This window comes from Pedobacter sp. D749 (genome assembly GCF_019317285.1).
Classification (GTDB): Bacteria; Bacteroidota; Bacteroidia; order Sphingobacteriales; family Sphingobacteriaceae; genus Pedobacter.
In genome coordinates, this window is the sequence record NZ_CP079218.1 from 4917625 (window position 1) to 4935034 (window position 17410).

Consider the following 17410-nt stretch of genomic DNA (forward strand, 5'->3'; position numbering starts at 1 on the left):
ACACGGCAGAACATTTGTAACTGGAAAATTACGCTTATCAGATCCTCTTTTCGAGGCGCACCACTTTAAAATAGACTTGATTATCCCTGAAAATTTCGAAAATTATATTTCTGTCTGCTTTCGATTTAAACATTTCGGTAAGATCGTTCAAAGAATAAGCATCAATGTTTTTAAAGTTTATCGCAATAATTTCATCATCGGTACACAAACCTGCTTTTTCTGCCGGGCTGTTTTCGTCTATTTCTCCAATCAGAACTCTTTTATATTCTTTCTGATCAAGATAAAGCACCATGCCCACCATATCGTGTTCGAACGGAATTTTACTTAACCCATTGGGCTTAACATAAATAAAGCCACCCTGATAGTTAAACTGAATATTAAATCTCCGAAGTAAATCGGCACCTAAATTCCCATTCCGTTTGGATAAATCAATCTTATTTGCAATGCTCTTAAAATCAGGAAACCCGGCAACAACATCTTTAAAAACATAGCCGCCAATATTAAATTTACCCACACGACCAACATATCCCTTAATCTGGCCGCTAAGGCTCATGCCTAAATTAGCTTTAATTTTTTTGTCTGGTAGCGGGAATTCAGTTCCATTTAACATTTCGAGCGACAGAGCGTGGCTGGCCCCAGTATCCATTAAAAACCTGGCTTCAACAGTTTTGTTACCTGGAGCATCAATGGCAGCTAAAATATACGGCTTCTGGTTCTCTATTTCAATAGGTATTTTTTTACCACGGTATTTAACCTTAGCATCGTGATCGTAAATAATGAGCCTATTTTCACTATACCTGATATCAACAATAAAGCTGTTAAAAAAACTGAAACCCAACAATCCGTAAATTTTCAGCCCTAAATGTCCCGACAGGTTAAAAAGATCTTCTTTTAAAATCGCTGCTGGGATATACTTAATGCTTGTACTCCCTACTTTTACATCAAGGCTTTGAGATACATAGGCCTCAACGGTTTCAATACCCAGGCCAGAAACTTTAATTTTACGGAGACCACTAAAATTTAAAGAATCGAGAATAGATGGGTCTGTAATAATCATGGGGCCAACTCCGGTATCAAGAACAAAATCATATGGACCTTTTCCATTTACAAATACCGGAATAACCATTAGGTTTTTGATACACTTAAAAGAAATAGATTGCTTTTGCCGGTTTCTTTTAAAAATAAATTCCTGTCCCGAAACTGATAACACGAAAAATACCAGGCCCAGGCAAATGCTTAGTTTACGTAAACAAATTATTACACCGGGACTATATTTGGTTAACATTAAACTAAATTTAATAAATTAGTTGATAATTATGCCCCTTAAATTTAGCACATGTTCCCCTTAAAAAATCATAATTTTATTTTTCTTGCGTTTGTTCTATCTATTTGTCTGTTAACAGGTTGTTCAACCAATAAGATCATTTCGAAAAAAGTAGCTAAAGAATTCAAAAACTCGCAGGTAATTAAGCAGTACCAGGTTGGTTTTGCACTCTACAACCCTAACGATAAAAAAATGCTTTTTGAGAAAGATGCAGATAAATATTTTACACCGGCCTCTAACACGAAATTGTACACCTTTTTTGCCAGTTTAAAAATGTTGCCTGATTTAATGCCGGCATTAAAATATATCGAACGGAATGATTCATTGATTTTTTGGGGAACAGGTGATCCTTCATTTCTACAGTTTGCCGTGAAAGATAAATCCGCTTATAATTTCCTGCTTGCCTCTAATAAAAAGCTATTTTTTGCTCCAGGACGCTATGCGGGCAATTTCTTTGGCGAAGGCTGGGCCTGGGACGATTACGACTATTATTATCAGCCAGAAATTACCGAAATGCCGATTATGGATAACATGGTAACCTCTACTTACGCGGGGCCGAATAAAATCAACATCGAACCCAAAGTTTTTGCACCATGCTTTAAAGTCGATTCGACAAAAACCAAAGGCAATTTTCAGGTAACACGTGATTTTTTAACCAATAGCTTCCATTATCCTGCCGTTGCTGTGAAACCTAGCTATAACCAGCAAAACCCATATAAAACCAGTGCACAGGTTACCGTTGAAGTATTATCTGATACCCTACACAAGCCTGTTGGCCTAATTGATCTTAAAATCCCTTCAGATGCCAAAACTTTGCAGGGTGCAAAACGCGATTCGGTTTTAAAACACATGATGCTGCCCAGCGATAATTTTATAGCAGAACATTTATTATTGGTTTGCTCCAATCAAATTGGCGATAAATTGAGCACAACGAAAGCTATTGATTACATTACGAAAAACTACCTTTCCTTTTTACCCGACAAAGTAAAGTGGGCTGATGGATCTGGTTTGTCCCGTCAGAATTTATTTACGCCGCGCGATAATGTTTACCTTCTTGATTCCATTTACAGGCTGGTAAACAATCCTGAAAAGCTTTTTAACATGTTACCTGCAGGAGGAAAAAGTGGTACTTTAAAGAACGCTTACCCTAAAACCGACAAACCTTTTGTCTTCGCAAAAACAGGTTCGCTCGGAGGGGTTCACAATCAAAGCGGATATGTAATTACCAAAAAGGGTAAAACCTATATCTATTCCTTTATGAACAATAATTTTGCAAAACCAACCGCAGAAGTACGTGCCGAGATGGTAAGGATAGTAACCTACATACATGAAAATTTTTAATGCCAAATTTTAAATCGATAAATCAGCCTTTTTCAAATACGATCAATATTGATGGAAATTCTTACCTGTATTTTAGCGGAACGGCCTATCTGGGTATTCCCAAAAATCAGGATTTTATCAATTTACATCTGGAAGGGATAAAAAAATTTGGCTTAAACAACGGCACCAGCCGTACCAACAATATTCAACTGGGTATTTATGATGAAGCAGAAAAAGTAGCCGCCGAGCGGTATGGAGCAGAAGCTGCGCTCATTACTTCAAGCGGATATTTAGCCGCTCAGCTTACCATTAAAGGTTTATCTGCATTAGGTAAAGTAATTTATGCCCCGGCCACGCATCCTGCGCTTTGGTTAACCGATCAGTCTGCCAATCAGCAAACATTTAATGATTGGAAGAAGGAAACAATAAACCTCATCAATACATCCGGAGAAAAAACATGGGTGCTGATCAGCAACTCCATGAACAATCTTTTTCCTGAAATTTATGATTTTAACTTTTTAACCGAAATACAGCCAGAAAAAAAGATTATCTTAATTGTTGATGATTCGCATGGTATAGGGATAAACAATTATGGAATGGGTGCATTTATCAATCTCCCGGTTGAAGCTAATATCGAACGGGTTGTTGTGGCCTCAATGGCAAAAGCATTAGGGGTTGATGCTGGATTGGTTCTGGGCTCAAATGCCGTTATCGCCAAACTAAAAAACAGCAATATTTTTGTTGGGGCATCCCCTCCATCTGCAGCCAGTCTTTTTGCCTTTATCCATGCCGAAAAAATATACCACGATGCACGGGCAAGATTACAGGAAAATATAAAGTTAATCATTGCCAATTTAAATGAAACATGGACGTTTGAACCAGCCTTTCCAGCATTCTTAGCACAAGATGCTACCCTGGTAAACCGCTTGTTAAAGGAAAATATCCTGATTTCATCCTTTCCTTATCCAAAACCCGAATCCGAACCGATAAATCGAATTGTTTTGAGCAGTTGGCATGAAAAAGAAGATCTTGATCACTTAATAAGGGCCTTAAATTTTTAACCTTTCCTTATCCAATTAATTTTTGAATATTTATGACATGAAAAAACTGCTTGTATTCCTGTCGTTAAGCCTACTCTTTATCAATGCGATTTCAGCGCAAACCACCACCGTTTGGATTGTCAGACATGCTGAGAAGGATAAATCAAACCCACAGGATACCGATCCTAGCTTATCGGATGAAGGAAAAATCCGTGTTGCAGATTTAGCAAAGTATTTAAAAAAGGTAAAATTTGATGTCGCCTTCGCCACTCCGACTAAAAGAACACATCAAACCTTAGATTCATTGGTGATCCCAAAAGTGATTAATTATAAAGACATTAAATCGCTTGTGGATAGCATTAAAACCAATTATGTGGGTAAAACGGTGATGGTTGCAGCTCATTCCAATACCGTACTCGAAATTATTGAAGCCCTTGGTGGCAAAAGGCCAAAAGAAGAATTAACCGATGATGATTATGATTACATTTTCGAATTATCGGTAAAAGAAGATAAAGCAAGGGTTAAAATGGACCAATACGGTAGACCACACCATTTGTAGTTAAGTGATGTCTGGTGTTACCACTTGACGCGATCGGATCGAAATGACAAAAGTATGCTATACGCTATCAGTCTAGTGACCATTAAGGAGTTAAGAAAATTAAGGTTATTCCTATTAAAGCTTCGGTTCGCTCATTTCCGGCCCGCAATGACGAATTACGCCAGACTATACTCCTAACCTAATGAACCAATGACAATTGAACTAATGAACTACAATTTCTCGAAAGGAATATCCATTAAATCATAATTTCTCCACCCCGAGAAATCATAATGCCACCATTCGTTTTCCAACACATTCATCTGGTATTTTGCCATAATAGCAATCAGGAAATCGCGGTTTTTCCTGGCCTCAGGAGATACATTTTCATATTTTGCCGCAGCCGCAGCTGAAAAACTATCATAGGGTGTTGGCATCACCAATTCTTTTCCTGTTTTCAGATTAATCAGCGTTAAATCTACCGCACAACCCCTATTGTGCTTAGATCCTTTTGCCGGATTGGCCACAAAATTCTTATCGCTTGCTTTTTTATAAAACTCAACAGTAATGGCATAAGGACGGTAGCCATCAAATATTTTTAACCCGTAACCTTTTTTATTTAATTCCTTTTGGATCTTTTTTAACGATTCTACCACTGGTTTTCGGGCAAAAGCCCTCGCCTGTTTATACATTACCTGCTGCATAAAATTGTTTCGGGTCGCGTAGCGGATATCCAGCTTAATCGTTGGAATGGCTTTTTTGATTTCAACCAGTTCATTACTCGGATTCGATTTTACAGAAGCCAGGTATTGGTTATAAGAACTTACTACAACCAGCTTTTTTATTGCAATGGGTTTATTTTGGGCATTTACAGCAACCGAAAGAAAAAAGACTAGAGCTAGCAGATTGAATTTTATCATAATAGTATCTTAGTGTAGAAATCAAGTATCAATCGTTCCCATTATCCCCTCTTACATCTCCCATTTTACATCTTTTTTATTGATTCGAAACCACCAACAATTCAAGATCCTTAAATGGCAGATTAAACATATCGGCCAGATCTTTATTGGTGCAATTACCTTGATAAATATAAAGTGCTTCACGAATACCCGGTTTATTCCAAACCATATTCACTAAACCTCCAAATTCACCGATATCTAATAAAATGGGTGCAAAAATATTCGTCAAAGCGTAAGATGCTGTTCTTGGTACACGCGAGGCAATATTTGGCACGCAATAGTGGATAACATCGTATTTTCTGAATACCGGATTGGTATGGTTGGTCACTTCAGAAGTTTCAAAACAGCCACCCTGATCAATACTGATGTCAATTACCACAGAGTGTGGTTTCATGCGGGCAACGGTTTCTTCCATCACTACGCAAGGGCTTCGCCCGTGGGTAGCCCTTATGGCACCTATCACTACATCGCAGGTTATAATCGCTTTATTTAAAACAATAGGTTGCATGACAGAGGTAAACACCCTACTACCCAAATTATTCTGCAAGCGGCGTAAGCGATAAATAGAACTATCAAAAACTTTTACTTCAGCCCCTAATGCCAAAGCTGTTCTGGCTGCATATTCCCCAACCGTTCCGGCACCCAAAATAACAATTTCTGTTGGTGGCACTCCAGTAAAACCGCCGAGCATCAAACCTTTTCCACCTGTTACATTGCTTAAATATTCTGCAGCAATTAAAATAGAGGTCGAGCCTACTATTTCGCTCATGGCACGTACCACACTGAGGATATTACCTTCGTCGCGGAGATTCTCAAAACATAAAGCATTAATTTTTTTATGCATCAATGCTTTCAGATAATCCTGCTTTAGCGTTCCGGTTTGTAAAGATGAAATAAGCGTTTGCCCCTTATGCATCATTTCAATCTCTTCCAGCATGGGAGGCGCAATTTTCACCAGGATATCAGCATCAAAAACTTCCTTTTTGTTATAGGCAATTTTAGCACCCTGCTCAGCATATTCGGTATCAGAAAAATTAGCGGCAATACCTGCACCACTTTCTAAAACAACCCGATGTCCGTTATTCACCAATAAAGCAACAGATAAAGGGGTTAATGCAATTCTATTTTCCTGGAAAGAAATTTCCTTTGGTATTCCTATGTACAGACTGTTTTTTTTATTTCTGGTTTCTAACTTTGCTTCTTGCGTTTGTAGTAAACCCTGACGAGCTATATCGGCCATTCCTTCGCGTAATCCTGTAGCCATGTTGAATTAAAATTATGATAGTTTTAGGTTGTTCAAGATAAGGAAAATCTGTTAATTTATTGATAACTAATTGTTATCCCTTCGAAAACCTGAACAATCTGCGGTTTTCATCCAGCACCTTAATCTCCACTTTTATAAGTTTTTCGGGTAATAATTCTTCCACTCTTTCCGGCCATTCTATTAAACAAACGCCACCTCCATAAAAATATTCTTCATAACCCAAATCGTATGCTTCGCGGATATCTTTTATACGGTAAAAATCGAAATGAAAAACAGGACCATTCGGACTTTCATATTCATTTACAATAGAATAGGTTGGACTCGAAACTACATCGGCTATCCCTAAATGTTTACAGAAATTTTTAATAAAAGTGGTTTTCCCTGCGCCCATATCGCCTTCAAAAATGAAGACTTTCTCATTGCCCGCAAAATCTGAAAGCTGTTGTGCTACTACAGGTAAATCGGCTAAACTATTTACTTCGATATCCATTTTAAAAAATAAAGGCAAAAGTAATACATAATTGCATTGCTTTTGCCTGATTATTTGCGATTTGTCAGTCTGAGCCTGTCGAAGACCCTACCATCGCGACAGATCCTGAAACAAGTTCAGGAGGACGATCCTATTGAAAATGAACGGTCTCATGTCTCAAATCTAATATCTCAAATCCTTAAACTACCTCGGCGAATAAGTCACTACCGGAATAATCATTTCCTCTAACGAGATCCCGCCGTGCTGGAAGGTTTCGTTGTAATAGTTCACAAACTGGTTGTAATTGTTCGGGTAAACGAAATAACTATCTTCTCTTGCAAAAATATAACTGCTGCTGATGTTGATTTTTGGCAATAAAGCATCGTGAGGGTTTTTAATCAAAAACACTTCTTTTGCATTAAAATTAAGGTTTCTTCCCTGCTTGTAACGTAAATTGGTATTTGTACTCCTATCGCCAATTACTTTAACAGGTTTTTTAACACGGATGGTTCCATGGTCGGTGGTAATGATCACTTTTACCTTCTTCTGAGAGATTTTTTTCAATAAATCCCAAAGTGGAGAATGCTCAAACCAGGATAAAGTTAACGAACGGTAAGCCGCATCATCATTAGCCAATTCACGAATCATCTGCATATCGGTACGCGCATGACTTAACATATCAACAAAGTTGAATACAATGGCATTAAAATCATTCTGCAACAGGTTATTGGTCTGCTCAACCAAATCCTTTCCCTGCTCAAAAGTTAAGATCTTATTATAACTGAACTTACAGTCTTTTCTTAAGTTGCGTTTAATATTGTCAGCCAGGAAAGCCTCTTCGTGCATATTTTTTCCTCCCTCATCATCATCGTTCTGCCAAAGCTGAGGAAAACGTTTCTCCATATCTAAAGGCATCATACCCGAAAAAATAGCATTACGGGCATATTGTGTCGCCGTTGGCAAAATACTCGTGTACATATCCTCCTCATCAATCCTGAAATATTCAGAAATTAACGGATTAATGATTTTCCATTGATCATAACGTAAATTATCAATCAGGATAAAAAATACCGGCGTATTATCGTTAATATGCGGAAAGGCTTTTTTCTTTAATAACTCATTCGAAAGCAAAGGAGCCTTGTCTTTGTTCTTAATCCAATCCAGGTAATTTTCTTCAATAAATTTTGTAAACTGTGTATTGGCCTCCTGCTTTTGCATGGTTAAAATTTCATGCATCTGCGGATCGTCCAGTTTTTCCAATTCGAGCTCCCAAAAAACGATCTTTTTGTAAACGTCAATCCACTCTTCATAATTAAGCCTGTCGCCCAAAGTCATTCCTAAACGGCGGAAATCCTGTTGATAGGCCATAGAGGTTTTTTCACTTACCAGACGTTTATTATCAATCAACTTTTTAATGGTTAGCAAAACCTGCTTAGGGTTCACAGGTTTGATCAAATAATCATCAATTTTGCTCCCTATCGCATCTTCCATCAGGTTTTCTTCTTCACTTTTGGTAATCAGCACAACCGGAACATCTGGGTTAAGGTTTTTAATGGCCGACAAAGTTTCGATACCACTCATTCCCGGCATATTCTCATCAAGAAAAACCAGGTCGAAGTGAGCTTTCCCAAATGCTTCCAAAGCGTCGTTTCCATTGGTAAATGTGGTTACGTGGTAACCTTTATCATTTAATAATAATATATGAGGTTTTAACAGGTCGATTTCATCATCGGCCCATAATATTTTAGTTTCTTGCATGTTTTTGTAAAAATAGATCAGTAATGCCGTTTAATTCCGGCAGGTAATTTAAACTACAAATAAAAATAGCAATTTTTGTACCGTATCTATCTATTTAACTATTTTTAACGATTGAACAAGAAGAAAATAATAAATGATCCGGTTTACGGATTCATCAGTATCCCATCCGAATTGGTTTACGATGTGATCTCACATCCCTATTTCCAGCGTTTGCGCTACATTAAACAGTTGGGGATGACGCACTTGGTATATCCGGGAGCTTTACATACTCGTTTTCACCATGCTTTGGGTGCCATGCATTTAATGAGTTTGGCCATCAATCTGTTAAAAAGTAAAGGACATACCATAACCGATGGCGAAGAAGAAGCCGCCATTTTGGCCATCTTATTACACGATATCGGACATGGCCCTTTTTCACATGCACTAGAGCATTCTTTGGTTACCGGAATCAGGCACGAAGATATCTCCGCAAAACTGATGCATGATCTGAATACACATTTCGATGGACGTTTAACCCATGCCATTGAGATTTTTAACGGCACCTACCCTAAAAAATTTCTTCATCAATTGATTTCTGGTCAGTTAGATCTCGATAGAATGGATTATTTAAACCGCGACAGCTTTTTTACAGGCGTAAGTGAAGGCGTAATCAGTTTCGATCGGATTATTAAAATGTTTAATGTTTACGATGATGACCTGGTGATTGAAGAGAAAGGCATTTATTCCATTGAGAAATTTTTAATTGCCCGCAGGCTGATGTATTGGCAGGTTTATCTGCACAAAACAGTAATATCAGGCGAGATGATTTTGGTGAAATTATTAGAACGTGCAAAAGAATTATCCGCAGCTGGCGAAAACTTATTTGCTTCACCATCCTTAAATTATTTTCTAAAAAACGATATCAACGAGGCTAATTTCTTTGCGCAGCACGAAAATCTCGAACATTTTACGAACCTTGATGATCAGGATATTTATGCCGCCGTTAAGGTTTGGACCAAACATGATGATAAAATTTTGTCTACATTATGTAAAATGCTCACTTCCAGAAATCTTTATAAAGTGGAAATGGGCAACGAAATGGCAAATAGCGACCGTGTAAACTTTTTGCAGGATGCTGCGGTCAGTTTATTAGAAATTAAGCCAGAAGAAGCCCGGTATTTTGTTTTTACCGATTCTATTCAAAACCGGGCATATAATGCAGGGGTCGGAAATATTAAGATTTTGATGAAAAATAACGATATTGTAGATATTGCAAAGGCCTCTGATTTGTCTAATCTGGAGTCACTGCAAAAAACTGTAGAAAAATATATCCTCTGTTATCCCAGAGGGATTTAAGGTTATTTAACAAAATATTTAACTTTTAGTGCCGTTTTAAGTCTTATTATTGCGTAAAATATACACCCTTTAACCCGAGCAGGTTTTTTTGTTCATATCAATTTAACATATACCTTTGTACGATGCAATTTACTGCCACGCAGATAAGTCAGTTTCTAAACGGTTCCATTGATGGTAACCCTGATGTAGCCGTTACCGAACTTTCAAAAATAGAAGATGGGAAAGAAGGCTCTTTGTCTTTTCTTTCTAACCCTAAGTACGAAAACTTTTTATATTCTACTCAGGCGTCAGTTGTTATCGTATCAAAAGACTTTGCTCCTACTCAGCCTTATACCAGCACCTTAATAAGGGTTGAAAATCCTTATAGTGCTTTTACGATTTTACTGGACAAATATAACGAGGCGGTAAACGCACAGGTTGCACAATCTGGAATTGATAAACTGGCATATGTACACCCATCAGCAAAAATTGGCAAAAATGTATTTATAGATGCTTTTGCTTATGTAGCTGAAAACGTTGAAATTGCAGATGGCTGTAAAATAAATGCACAAACTTTTATTGGCGCTAATTCTAAAATCGGCAATAACAGCACTTTTTTTCCCGGTGTAAAAATTTATCACAATTCAATAATTGGTGCCAGGGTTATTATTCATGCCAATACTGTTATTGGAAGCGATGGTTTTGGCTTCGCCCCACAAAAGGACGGCACTTACAATAAAATCCCTCAGATTGGAAACGTCATAATTGAAGATGATGTAGAAATCGGCGCAAATACTACTGTAGATCGTGCAACAATGGGATCAACAATTGTAAAGAAAGGTGCAAAAATCGACAACCTGATCCAGATTGCCCATAACGTTGAAATTGGCGAGAATACTGTTTTAGCCGCGCAATCGGGCATATCAGGCAGTACAAAAATAGGTCCAAACAGTGTAGTCGGTGGGCAGGTTGGTATAGCCGGTCACTTAACCTTAGCAAAGGGAACACAGATTGGTGCTCAGGCCGGTATAAATTTTAATATCACAGAAGAAAATAAACAATGGCACGGTAGTCCGGCGCAACCCTTACGCAACTGGATGCGTGCCTCGGTAATTTTCAAACATCTTCCGGATGTAGAAAAAAGAATAAACGCGCTCGAAGAGGAATTGAAAAGGCTTACAGCTGAACTGGAAAAGAATACAATACACAATGAACGTTAGACAAAAAACGATTAAGCAAGAAATATCAGCATCTGGTGTAGGTTTACACACAGGAGCTAATGTGACTTTAACATTTTGCCCGGCCCCCGAAAATCATGGCTTTAAATTTCAGCGTATTGATTTAGATGGCCACCCGATTATCGAAGCAGATGCAGATAACGTTACCGATACTTCACGCGGAACAACGCTTACCCAAAACGGCGCCAGCGTAAGCACCGTAGAACATGTAATGGCCTCTTTGGTAGGGATGGACCTTGATAACGTACTCATTAAATTAGACGGGCCGGAAACCCCGATTATGGATGGTAGTTCGATCCAGTTTGTTGATTTATTGGAAGAAGTAGGTACAGTTGAGCAAAATGCAGATCGCGAGTATTTTACCATTCCACATAACATTACCTATACCGAAGAAGATAGAAAAGTAGAAATTGTGGCCATGCCGTTAGACGATTACCGTTTTACGTGTATGATTGATTACAACTCTCCTGTTTTGGGCAGCCAGCACGCCGGCATTAATACCATTGCTGAGTTTAAGAAAGAAATTGCTTCTTGCCGTACTTTCTGCTTCTTACACGAATTAGAATATCAGCTATCGCATAATTTAATTAAAGGTGGCGATTTAAATAACGCCATTGTAATTGTAGATAAAGAGGTTACCAAAGACGAATTGAGCCATTTGGCTAAATTATTTAACCGTAAAGATATTGATGTTGCCCCGCAAGGGATTTTGAACAACATGGAATTGCGTTACCAGAATGAGCCTGCCCGTCATAAGTTGTTAGATATGATCGGCGATTTAGCTTTGGTGGGGATGCATTTAAAAGGCCACATTATGGCGGCCCGCCCAGGCCACGCAGCAAACGTTGCCTTTGCAAAAAAGATTAAAGCAGCCATTAAAAAAGAGAAAAACAAAAAAGTACAAAAGGTATACGACCCAAGTGCAAAACCATTATATGACGTTGTTCAGATTATGGATATTTTGCCACACCGTCAGCCATTTTTATTTGTAGACAAAATATTAGAGCTTTCGAAAAATCACGTGGTAGGCGTTAAAAACGTAACCATGAACGAAGAGTTTTTTAAAGGTCACTTTCCCGGTGCACCGGTTTTTCCGGGGGTAATCCAGATTGAGGCTATGGCTCAGGTTGGTGGTATTTTAGTGTTAAGCACCGTTCCGGATCCTAGAAATTATTTAACCTATTTCTTAAAAATAGATAACGTACGTTTTAGAGCCCAGGTTCTCCCTGGCGATACAATTGTTTTCCGTTGCGATTTACTTGAACCCATCAGAAGGGGCATTGCCCAGATGAAAGGAGTAGGTATGGTTGGCGAAAAAATCGTTGTCGAAGCCGAAATGATGGCTCAAATTTCAAAAATTAAACAAGCAGAACCCGCCCAATAATGATACAACCCCTAGCATATATACATCCTCAGGCAAAAATTGCCGAAAACGTGGTAATAGAACCTTTTGTAGTCATACATAAAGACGTTGTAATTGGAGAGGGAACCTGGATCGGATCGAACGTTACCATTATGGATGGCGCACGTATCGGTAAAAATTGCCGCATATTCCCTGGTGCTGTTATTTCTGGCGAACCACAGGATTTAAAATTTGCAGGAGAAATTACTACTGCAGAAATTGGCGATAATACCACCATCCGTGAGTGCGTGACCATTAACCGTGGCACTAAAGACAAATGGAAAACCACCATAGGCAGTAATTGTCTGATTCAGGCTTATTCGCATATCGCGCACGATTGCGAGGTGGGTAATAACTGTATTTTCTCCAACAGCACCACATTGGCTGGTCACATTACTATTGGAAACAATGTAGTTTTGGCAGGCTTGGTTGCTATACACCAATTCGTTAAAGTTGGTTCTTACGCCTTTGTAACTGGTGGTTCATTGGTACGTAAAGATGTTCCGCCTTATGTTAAAGCGGCTCGCGAGCCACTTTCTTATGCGGGTATTAACTCTGTGGGTTTGCGTAGAAGAGGTTTTACCAACGAACAGATTGATGAGATTCAGGAAATTTACCGTGTACTTTTTGTAAAGCACAATAACGTAACGAAAGCTTTAGACATGATCGAAGCCGAATTTAAACCAACGGAAATCCGTGATGAAATTGTAGATTTTATCCGCAATTCTAACCGTGGGGTAATGAAGGGTTTTGGCATGGGAAGCTAAGCCTAAAGCAGAGAGACCAAAGCTAAAAGCTAAAATTTTGATTTTCAATGAATGATTTAACGCTAATCAGAACAGATTCAGACCATACCGATTTTAGACAATTGGTTGTTTTGCTGGATCAGAATTTAGCTGTTAGAGATGGCGACGATCATACTTTTTATGCGCAGTTTAACAAAGTTGATGCCATTAAAGAAGTGATTGTTGCCTACCAAAATGATGTACCCGTTGGTTGTGGTGCCATAAAACCTTTCTCGGCAACCGAAGCAGAAGTAAAGAGGATGTTTGTGCATCCCGACTACCGAAATAAAGGCATAGCCGCTAAAATTTTAACCGCATTGGAAAACTGGGCAGCCGAAATAGGTTTTTCTGCCACAGTGCTCGAAACAGGCAAAAAACAACCCGAAGCCATCGCACTTTATCAAAAAGTAGGATATCATATTATCCCTAACTATGGCCAGTACATTGGCGTTGATAACAGCGTTTGTATGACTAAACCACTTAGCGCTAAACCCTAAACGCCCTACTGCAAATGAATATTACATTACAAAATGTTGGCAGAAGGTTTAATAAAGAGTGGATTTTCAGGAATTTAAGCACTGAATTTTCTTCTGGTAATAGTTATGCCATATTAGGCCCTAATGGCTCTGGCAAATCAACATTATTAAGTGTGCTCACGGGTAGCTTATCCCCTTCTGAGGGCGAAATCTCATTTTCAGACACAAAAGAGATCCCTGTAGAGAATATTTACAAGTACATCAGTTTGGCAGCACCATATCTCGAACTGGTTGAAACTTTTACCCTAAAAGAGATCATTGATTTTCATTTCAAGTTTAAAAATTTTGCTGCCGGAGTTGATGCCAAAAATCTGATCGGCATATTAGGTTTGGAAAAGGCGGCAAACAAAGAAATTAAATATTTCTCATCAGGCATGAAGCAAAGAACCAAACTAGCTTTGGCATGTTGTGCGGATACACCTATTTTATTTTTAGACGAGCCAACGAGCAATTTAGATGTTCAGGGTATAAGTTGGTACCGCGAACTGATCGAAAATTTTGGAAAAGAGCGACTTACTATAATTGGTTCAAATCAAATACAAGAATACGAATTCTGCTCTGTACAACTACAAATATCAGACTATAAGTAGGTTAACACCCAAAAAAGCCTTTTCTTAAACGTATGTTTTGTCATACATTTGTACTAAAAATAATTTTTTCAAAAAATATTTTGTAATTGATAAATTGTTCTTACCTTTGCACCACCAAAAAGAGAAACAATTATTTAATTTATCTCTCCAAGGAAACGTTCATATTTTTCCGCATTGCGGAATCAAAAATATAGCCCTTAAAAGGCAAAGAGTTTTTCATAGTTTAGTTTGAGGTTTAGGTTGATTATGCCTTTGGAGTGGTTCCCAAAGGCATTTCTTTTATGCGGAGTTTTTTTATCGTTTCCGCGGCAATTATTTTATGCACAAGCCTCTCATTTCTAAACCCGATTGCACGAAAATACTTTTTGGTGCAGACACTTTAATAAATTTACACATACGATTACAAAAAGATTGAAGAAAAAGCGGGACTGTCCTATCCGATTAATGCTGGTTTCGCTTTTCAAATCACCATTCCTTTTTTTAACTTTGGTATTCAAAACAATTGACAAAACAATATTTCATTATAAATGGCAAAAGCATCAGAAGTAAAAAGCGGAAATGTGCTTCGTTTTAACGGAGAGTTGGTAAGTGTAGAAGAGTATATCCACCGTACTCCAGGGAATTTAAGGGCTTTTTATCAGGCCCGTATGCGCAATGTAAAAACCGGCAAAATTGTAGAATACCGTTTCCGGACAGATGAAGAGGTGACCATTTGCCGTGTGGAGACCAACGATTATCAATACCTGTATGAAGATGGCGATTACCTGGTAGTAATGGACAACAACACTTACGAGCAGTACAATATCCCAAAACTTCTTTTTGGCAGTTCGATAAAATTTTTAAAAGAAGGGATGAATGTAACCATTGCTTTTGAAAGCGATGAACCGATTGTTGCCCAGCTTCCTAATAGTGTAGAGCTAGAAATCACCTACTCTGAACCCGCTGTAAAAGGCGATACCTCAACCAGCGCGCAAAAATATGCCACTGTAGAAACTGGTGCTGAAATTAGGGTCCCTTTGTTTATTAATCAAGGAGATAAGGTGAAGATTGATACCAAAACAGGTGAATATATGGAGCGGGTAAAATAGCATAACAAAAGGTTTAAATTTTCTTAAACCCTAAGCCTTCTGCCTTAAACCTTTATAGGTTTTTATCAAAATAATTTTACCTTTGCCGTCACGAAAAACTAAAATACAAAACCCAATTTGGGATAACACAATATGGCAAAAGCATCAGAAATTAAAACAGGCAACATCCTTCGTATAAACAACGAACTGGTTACTGTTGACGAATGGAATCACCGTACACCAGGAAAAGGTGGCGCATTTTATACCGGTAAATTCCGTAACATTAAATCGGGCAGAATTGTCGAGGCACGTATGAATACCGACGAGGCTGTAGAAATCTGTCGCGTAGAAACCAGTGATTACCAATATTTATACGAAGAAGGTGATTATTTGGTAGTAATGGATAACAACAGCTACGAACAGTTTAATGTTGAGAAAGCTTTATTTGGTTCTGCTATTAAATTCTTAAAAGAAGGCATGAACATCATCGTTTCAATGGAAAGCGAAGAAGCAATTATGGCCCAGTTGCCAAACTTTGCAGAATTCGAAATTACTTATTCGGAGCCTGCTGTTAAAGGTGATACTTCTACAAATGCACTAAAAGCAGCAACATTAGAAAACGGTGTTGAAGTTAAAGTACCAATGTTTGTAAACCAAGGTGATAAAATTAAAATTGATACCCGTACCGGCGAATATGTTGAGCGTGTAAAATAATTTTAAATTCATATTCAAAAGCCTCTGAATTTTTATTTTTCAGAGGCTTTTTTGTTCCTCAAAACCTGTGAGGCTTAAACCCATAATGCTAAATAAACCGCATCTCTTAGATGTACTAAGGTGACCTAGGTGGTCATCTTTTTTTGAAAAAGCAGGGTTCATGTGGTTGGGTTACAACAGTCCCGCTCCGTTTGTAGTGCCGGCGTGAAGCCAGCAGCTACCACTGCAATTGGGTTTATTTAACCAAAGCCTTTAGGTCTTAGGTCACAAAACCTCGCGGATTTTCGAAACCTAAGAGGTTTGAAAAATATTATATTTGTTTTATGTTTAAAGCCGAAACCAGAAAACAAGCGTTAAAAGACAGGTTACTGCTAACCGACCCAAAGCATCAGGCGTTAAACGAATCGCTTTTAAAACAGTTTAAAACACTCGATTTTAGCCAAACTAAAACCCTGCACATCTTTTTATCCACTACAGAAAAAAAAGAGCCGGATACTTTTTTATTGATCGAATGGCTGAACAAAACCCATCCTGAAATTAAAATCATTGTGCCTAAGGCCAATTTTGAAACAGCACTGATGACCCACCACGAATACCTGGGCGAAAAAGACCTGAAAAAAAACCTTTACAACATTTTGGAGCCACAAAAAGCGAATCCGCACGAAGGAGAAATCGATATGGTCATTATTCCACTGTTAGCCTTTGATAAACAAGGTTACCGTGTTGGTTATGGCAAAGGTTTTTATGATCGCTTTCTCCAGGATATAAATGCTCAGAAAATAGGTTTATCTTTGCAACCTGCAATTGAGAAAATCGATGATGTAAATGAACACGACATCAAATTAGATTTTTGCATCACACCAACAGAAATTATAAAATTTTAAGCTTACCGGCATGCCACAGGAAATCGTTATCAAAACCGAAAAACAGTACGAAGACAACATGATTGCGGTATTCGAATTACAAGAAAAAGAAGAATTAACCGCTGAAGACCTGAAACAGATTGAATTGATGTTAAAGGCTGGTGAGAAATACGAAGCGGAGCATTTGTAAAGGGCCTACTCTCAAATCGTCACCCTGAATTTATTTCAGGGT

The 17410-nt window shown here is 38.2% G+C and carries 18 protein-coding genes; 13 read left to right on the plus strand and 5 right to left on the minus strand.

Annotation, left to right across the window (positions count from 1 at the left end):
* Positions 1-37 precede the first annotated feature (37 nt).
* Positions 38-1285 carry an aspartyl protease family protein gene (locus KYH19_RS20115; RefSeq protein ID WP_219076400.1) on the minus strand — a complete coding sequence of 416 codons (1248 nt, stop codon included), beginning with the start codon at positions 1283-1285 and terminating at the stop codon, positions 38-40.
* Positions 1286-1336: 51 nt separating this feature from the next.
* On the opposite strand from KYH19_RS20115, the gene KYH19_RS20120 reads away from it, so the two are divergent.
* Genes KYH19_RS20120 through KYH19_RS20130 form a run of 3 tightly spaced genes read left to right on the plus strand, consistent with a single transcriptional unit; the run spans position 1337 to position 4243 of the window.
* A complete protein-coding gene (locus KYH19_RS20120) occupies positions 1337-2665 on the plus strand; it encodes a D-alanyl-D-alanine carboxypeptidase/D-alanyl-D-alanine-endopeptidase (RefSeq protein ID WP_219076401.1) in 1329 nt (442 codons plus the stop codon).
* Positions 2665-3705 (plus strand): aminotransferase class I/II-fold pyridoxal phosphate-dependent enzyme, encoded by a 1041-nt coding sequence (locus tag KYH19_RS20125; RefSeq protein ID WP_219076402.1) that lies wholly within the window; start codon positions 2665-2667, stop codon positions 3703-3705. Before KYH19_RS20120 ends, KYH19_RS20125 begins: the two co-directional genes overlap by 1 nt.
* 37 nt (positions 3706-3742) lie before the next feature.
* Positions 3743-4243, plus strand: a complete 501-nt coding sequence (locus KYH19_RS20130; protein WP_219076403.1) for a phosphoglycerate mutase family protein — start codon at positions 3743-3745, stop codon at positions 4241-4243.
* A gap of 209 nt (positions 4244-4452) precedes the next feature.
* Here KYH19_RS20130 and KYH19_RS20135 read toward each other — a convergent pair whose 3' ends face one another.
* The 4 genes from KYH19_RS20135 to KYH19_RS20150 form a co-directional block, all read right to left on the minus strand.
* Positions 4453-5139: a M15 family metallopeptidase gene (locus tag KYH19_RS20135; RefSeq protein WP_219076404.1), complete on the minus strand. Its 687-nt coding sequence runs from the start codon at positions 5137-5139 to the stop codon at positions 4453-4455.
* A gap of 76 nt (positions 5140-5215) precedes the next feature.
* Entirely contained in the window at positions 5216-6442 is a 1227-nt protein-coding gene (locus tag KYH19_RS20140; RefSeq protein ID WP_132395900.1) for an alanine dehydrogenase, read from the minus strand.
* Positions 6443-6515: 73 nt separating this feature from the next.
* Positions 6516-6932, minus strand: a complete 417-nt coding sequence (gene tsaE, locus KYH19_RS20145) for a tRNA (adenosine(37)-N6)-threonylcarbamoyltransferase complex ATPase subunit type 1 TsaE (protein ID WP_219076405.1) — start codon at positions 6930-6932, stop codon at positions 6516-6518.
* A gap of 183 nt (positions 6933-7115) precedes the next feature.
* On the minus strand, positions 7116-8669 hold the full coding sequence (locus tag KYH19_RS20150) for a PglZ domain-containing protein (protein WP_121285271.1): 1554 nt from the start codon (positions 8667-8669) through the stop codon (positions 7116-7118).
* 111 nt (positions 8670-8780) lie between these two features.
* Between KYH19_RS20150 and KYH19_RS20155 the strand changes: the two genes are divergently transcribed.
* From KYH19_RS20155 to KYH19_RS20200, 10 genes are all read left to right on the plus strand, one after another.
* Positions 8781-10004: an HD domain-containing protein gene (locus KYH19_RS20155; RefSeq protein ID WP_219076406.1), complete on the plus strand. Its 1224-nt coding sequence runs from the start codon at positions 8781-8783 to the stop codon at positions 10002-10004.
* Positions 10005-10126: 122 nt separating this feature from the next.
* Positions 10127-11203, plus strand: a complete 1077-nt coding sequence (lpxD, locus tag KYH19_RS20160) for a UDP-3-O-(3-hydroxymyristoyl)glucosamine N-acyltransferase (RefSeq protein WP_193419477.1) — start codon at positions 10127-10129, stop codon at positions 11201-11203.
* Complete coding sequence (locus tag KYH19_RS20165; RefSeq protein ID WP_193419476.1) at positions 11193-12605, plus strand: bifunctional UDP-3-O-[3-hydroxymyristoyl] N-acetylglucosamine deacetylase/3-hydroxyacyl-ACP dehydratase; 1413 nt, start codon at positions 11193-11195, stop codon at positions 12603-12605. The genes lpxD and KYH19_RS20165 overlap by 11 nt, the downstream gene beginning before the upstream one ends.
* Entirely contained in the window at positions 12605-13390 is a 786-nt protein-coding gene (gene lpxA / locus KYH19_RS20170; protein ID WP_025141731.1) for an acyl-ACP--UDP-N-acetylglucosamine O-acyltransferase, read from the plus strand. Before KYH19_RS20165 ends, lpxA begins: the two co-directional genes overlap by 1 nt.
* Before the next feature lie 47 nt (positions 13391-13437).
* Positions 13438-13905: a GNAT family N-acetyltransferase gene (locus tag KYH19_RS20175; protein ID WP_219076407.1), complete on the plus strand. Its 468-nt coding sequence runs from the start codon at positions 13438-13440 to the stop codon at positions 13903-13905.
* A gap of 14 nt (positions 13906-13919) precedes the next feature.
* Positions 13920-14534, plus strand: a complete 615-nt coding sequence (locus tag KYH19_RS20180; protein ID WP_132395888.1) for an ABC transporter ATP-binding protein — start codon at positions 13920-13922, stop codon at positions 14532-14534.
* Positions 14535-15061: 527 nt separating this feature from the next.
* Complete coding sequence (gene efp, locus KYH19_RS20185) at positions 15062-15622, plus strand: elongation factor P (protein WP_132395886.1); 561 nt, start codon at positions 15062-15064, stop codon at positions 15620-15622.
* Between the two features lie 132 nt (positions 15623-15754).
* Positions 15755-16315 (plus strand): elongation factor P, encoded by a 561-nt coding sequence (gene efp, locus KYH19_RS20190; protein WP_108197094.1) that lies wholly within the window; start codon positions 15755-15757, stop codon positions 16313-16315.
* Positions 16316-16638: 323 nt separating this feature from the next.
* Complete coding sequence (locus KYH19_RS20195) at positions 16639-17199, plus strand: 5-formyltetrahydrofolate cyclo-ligase (RefSeq protein WP_219076408.1); 561 nt, start codon at positions 16639-16641, stop codon at positions 17197-17199.
* Between the two features lie 10 nt (positions 17200-17209).
* Positions 17210-17368 carry a hypothetical protein gene (locus KYH19_RS20200; protein ID WP_157255332.1) on the plus strand — a complete coding sequence of 53 codons (159 nt, stop codon included), beginning with the start codon at positions 17210-17212 and terminating at the stop codon, positions 17366-17368.
* The last annotated feature ends 42 nt before the right edge of the window (positions 17369-17410 follow it).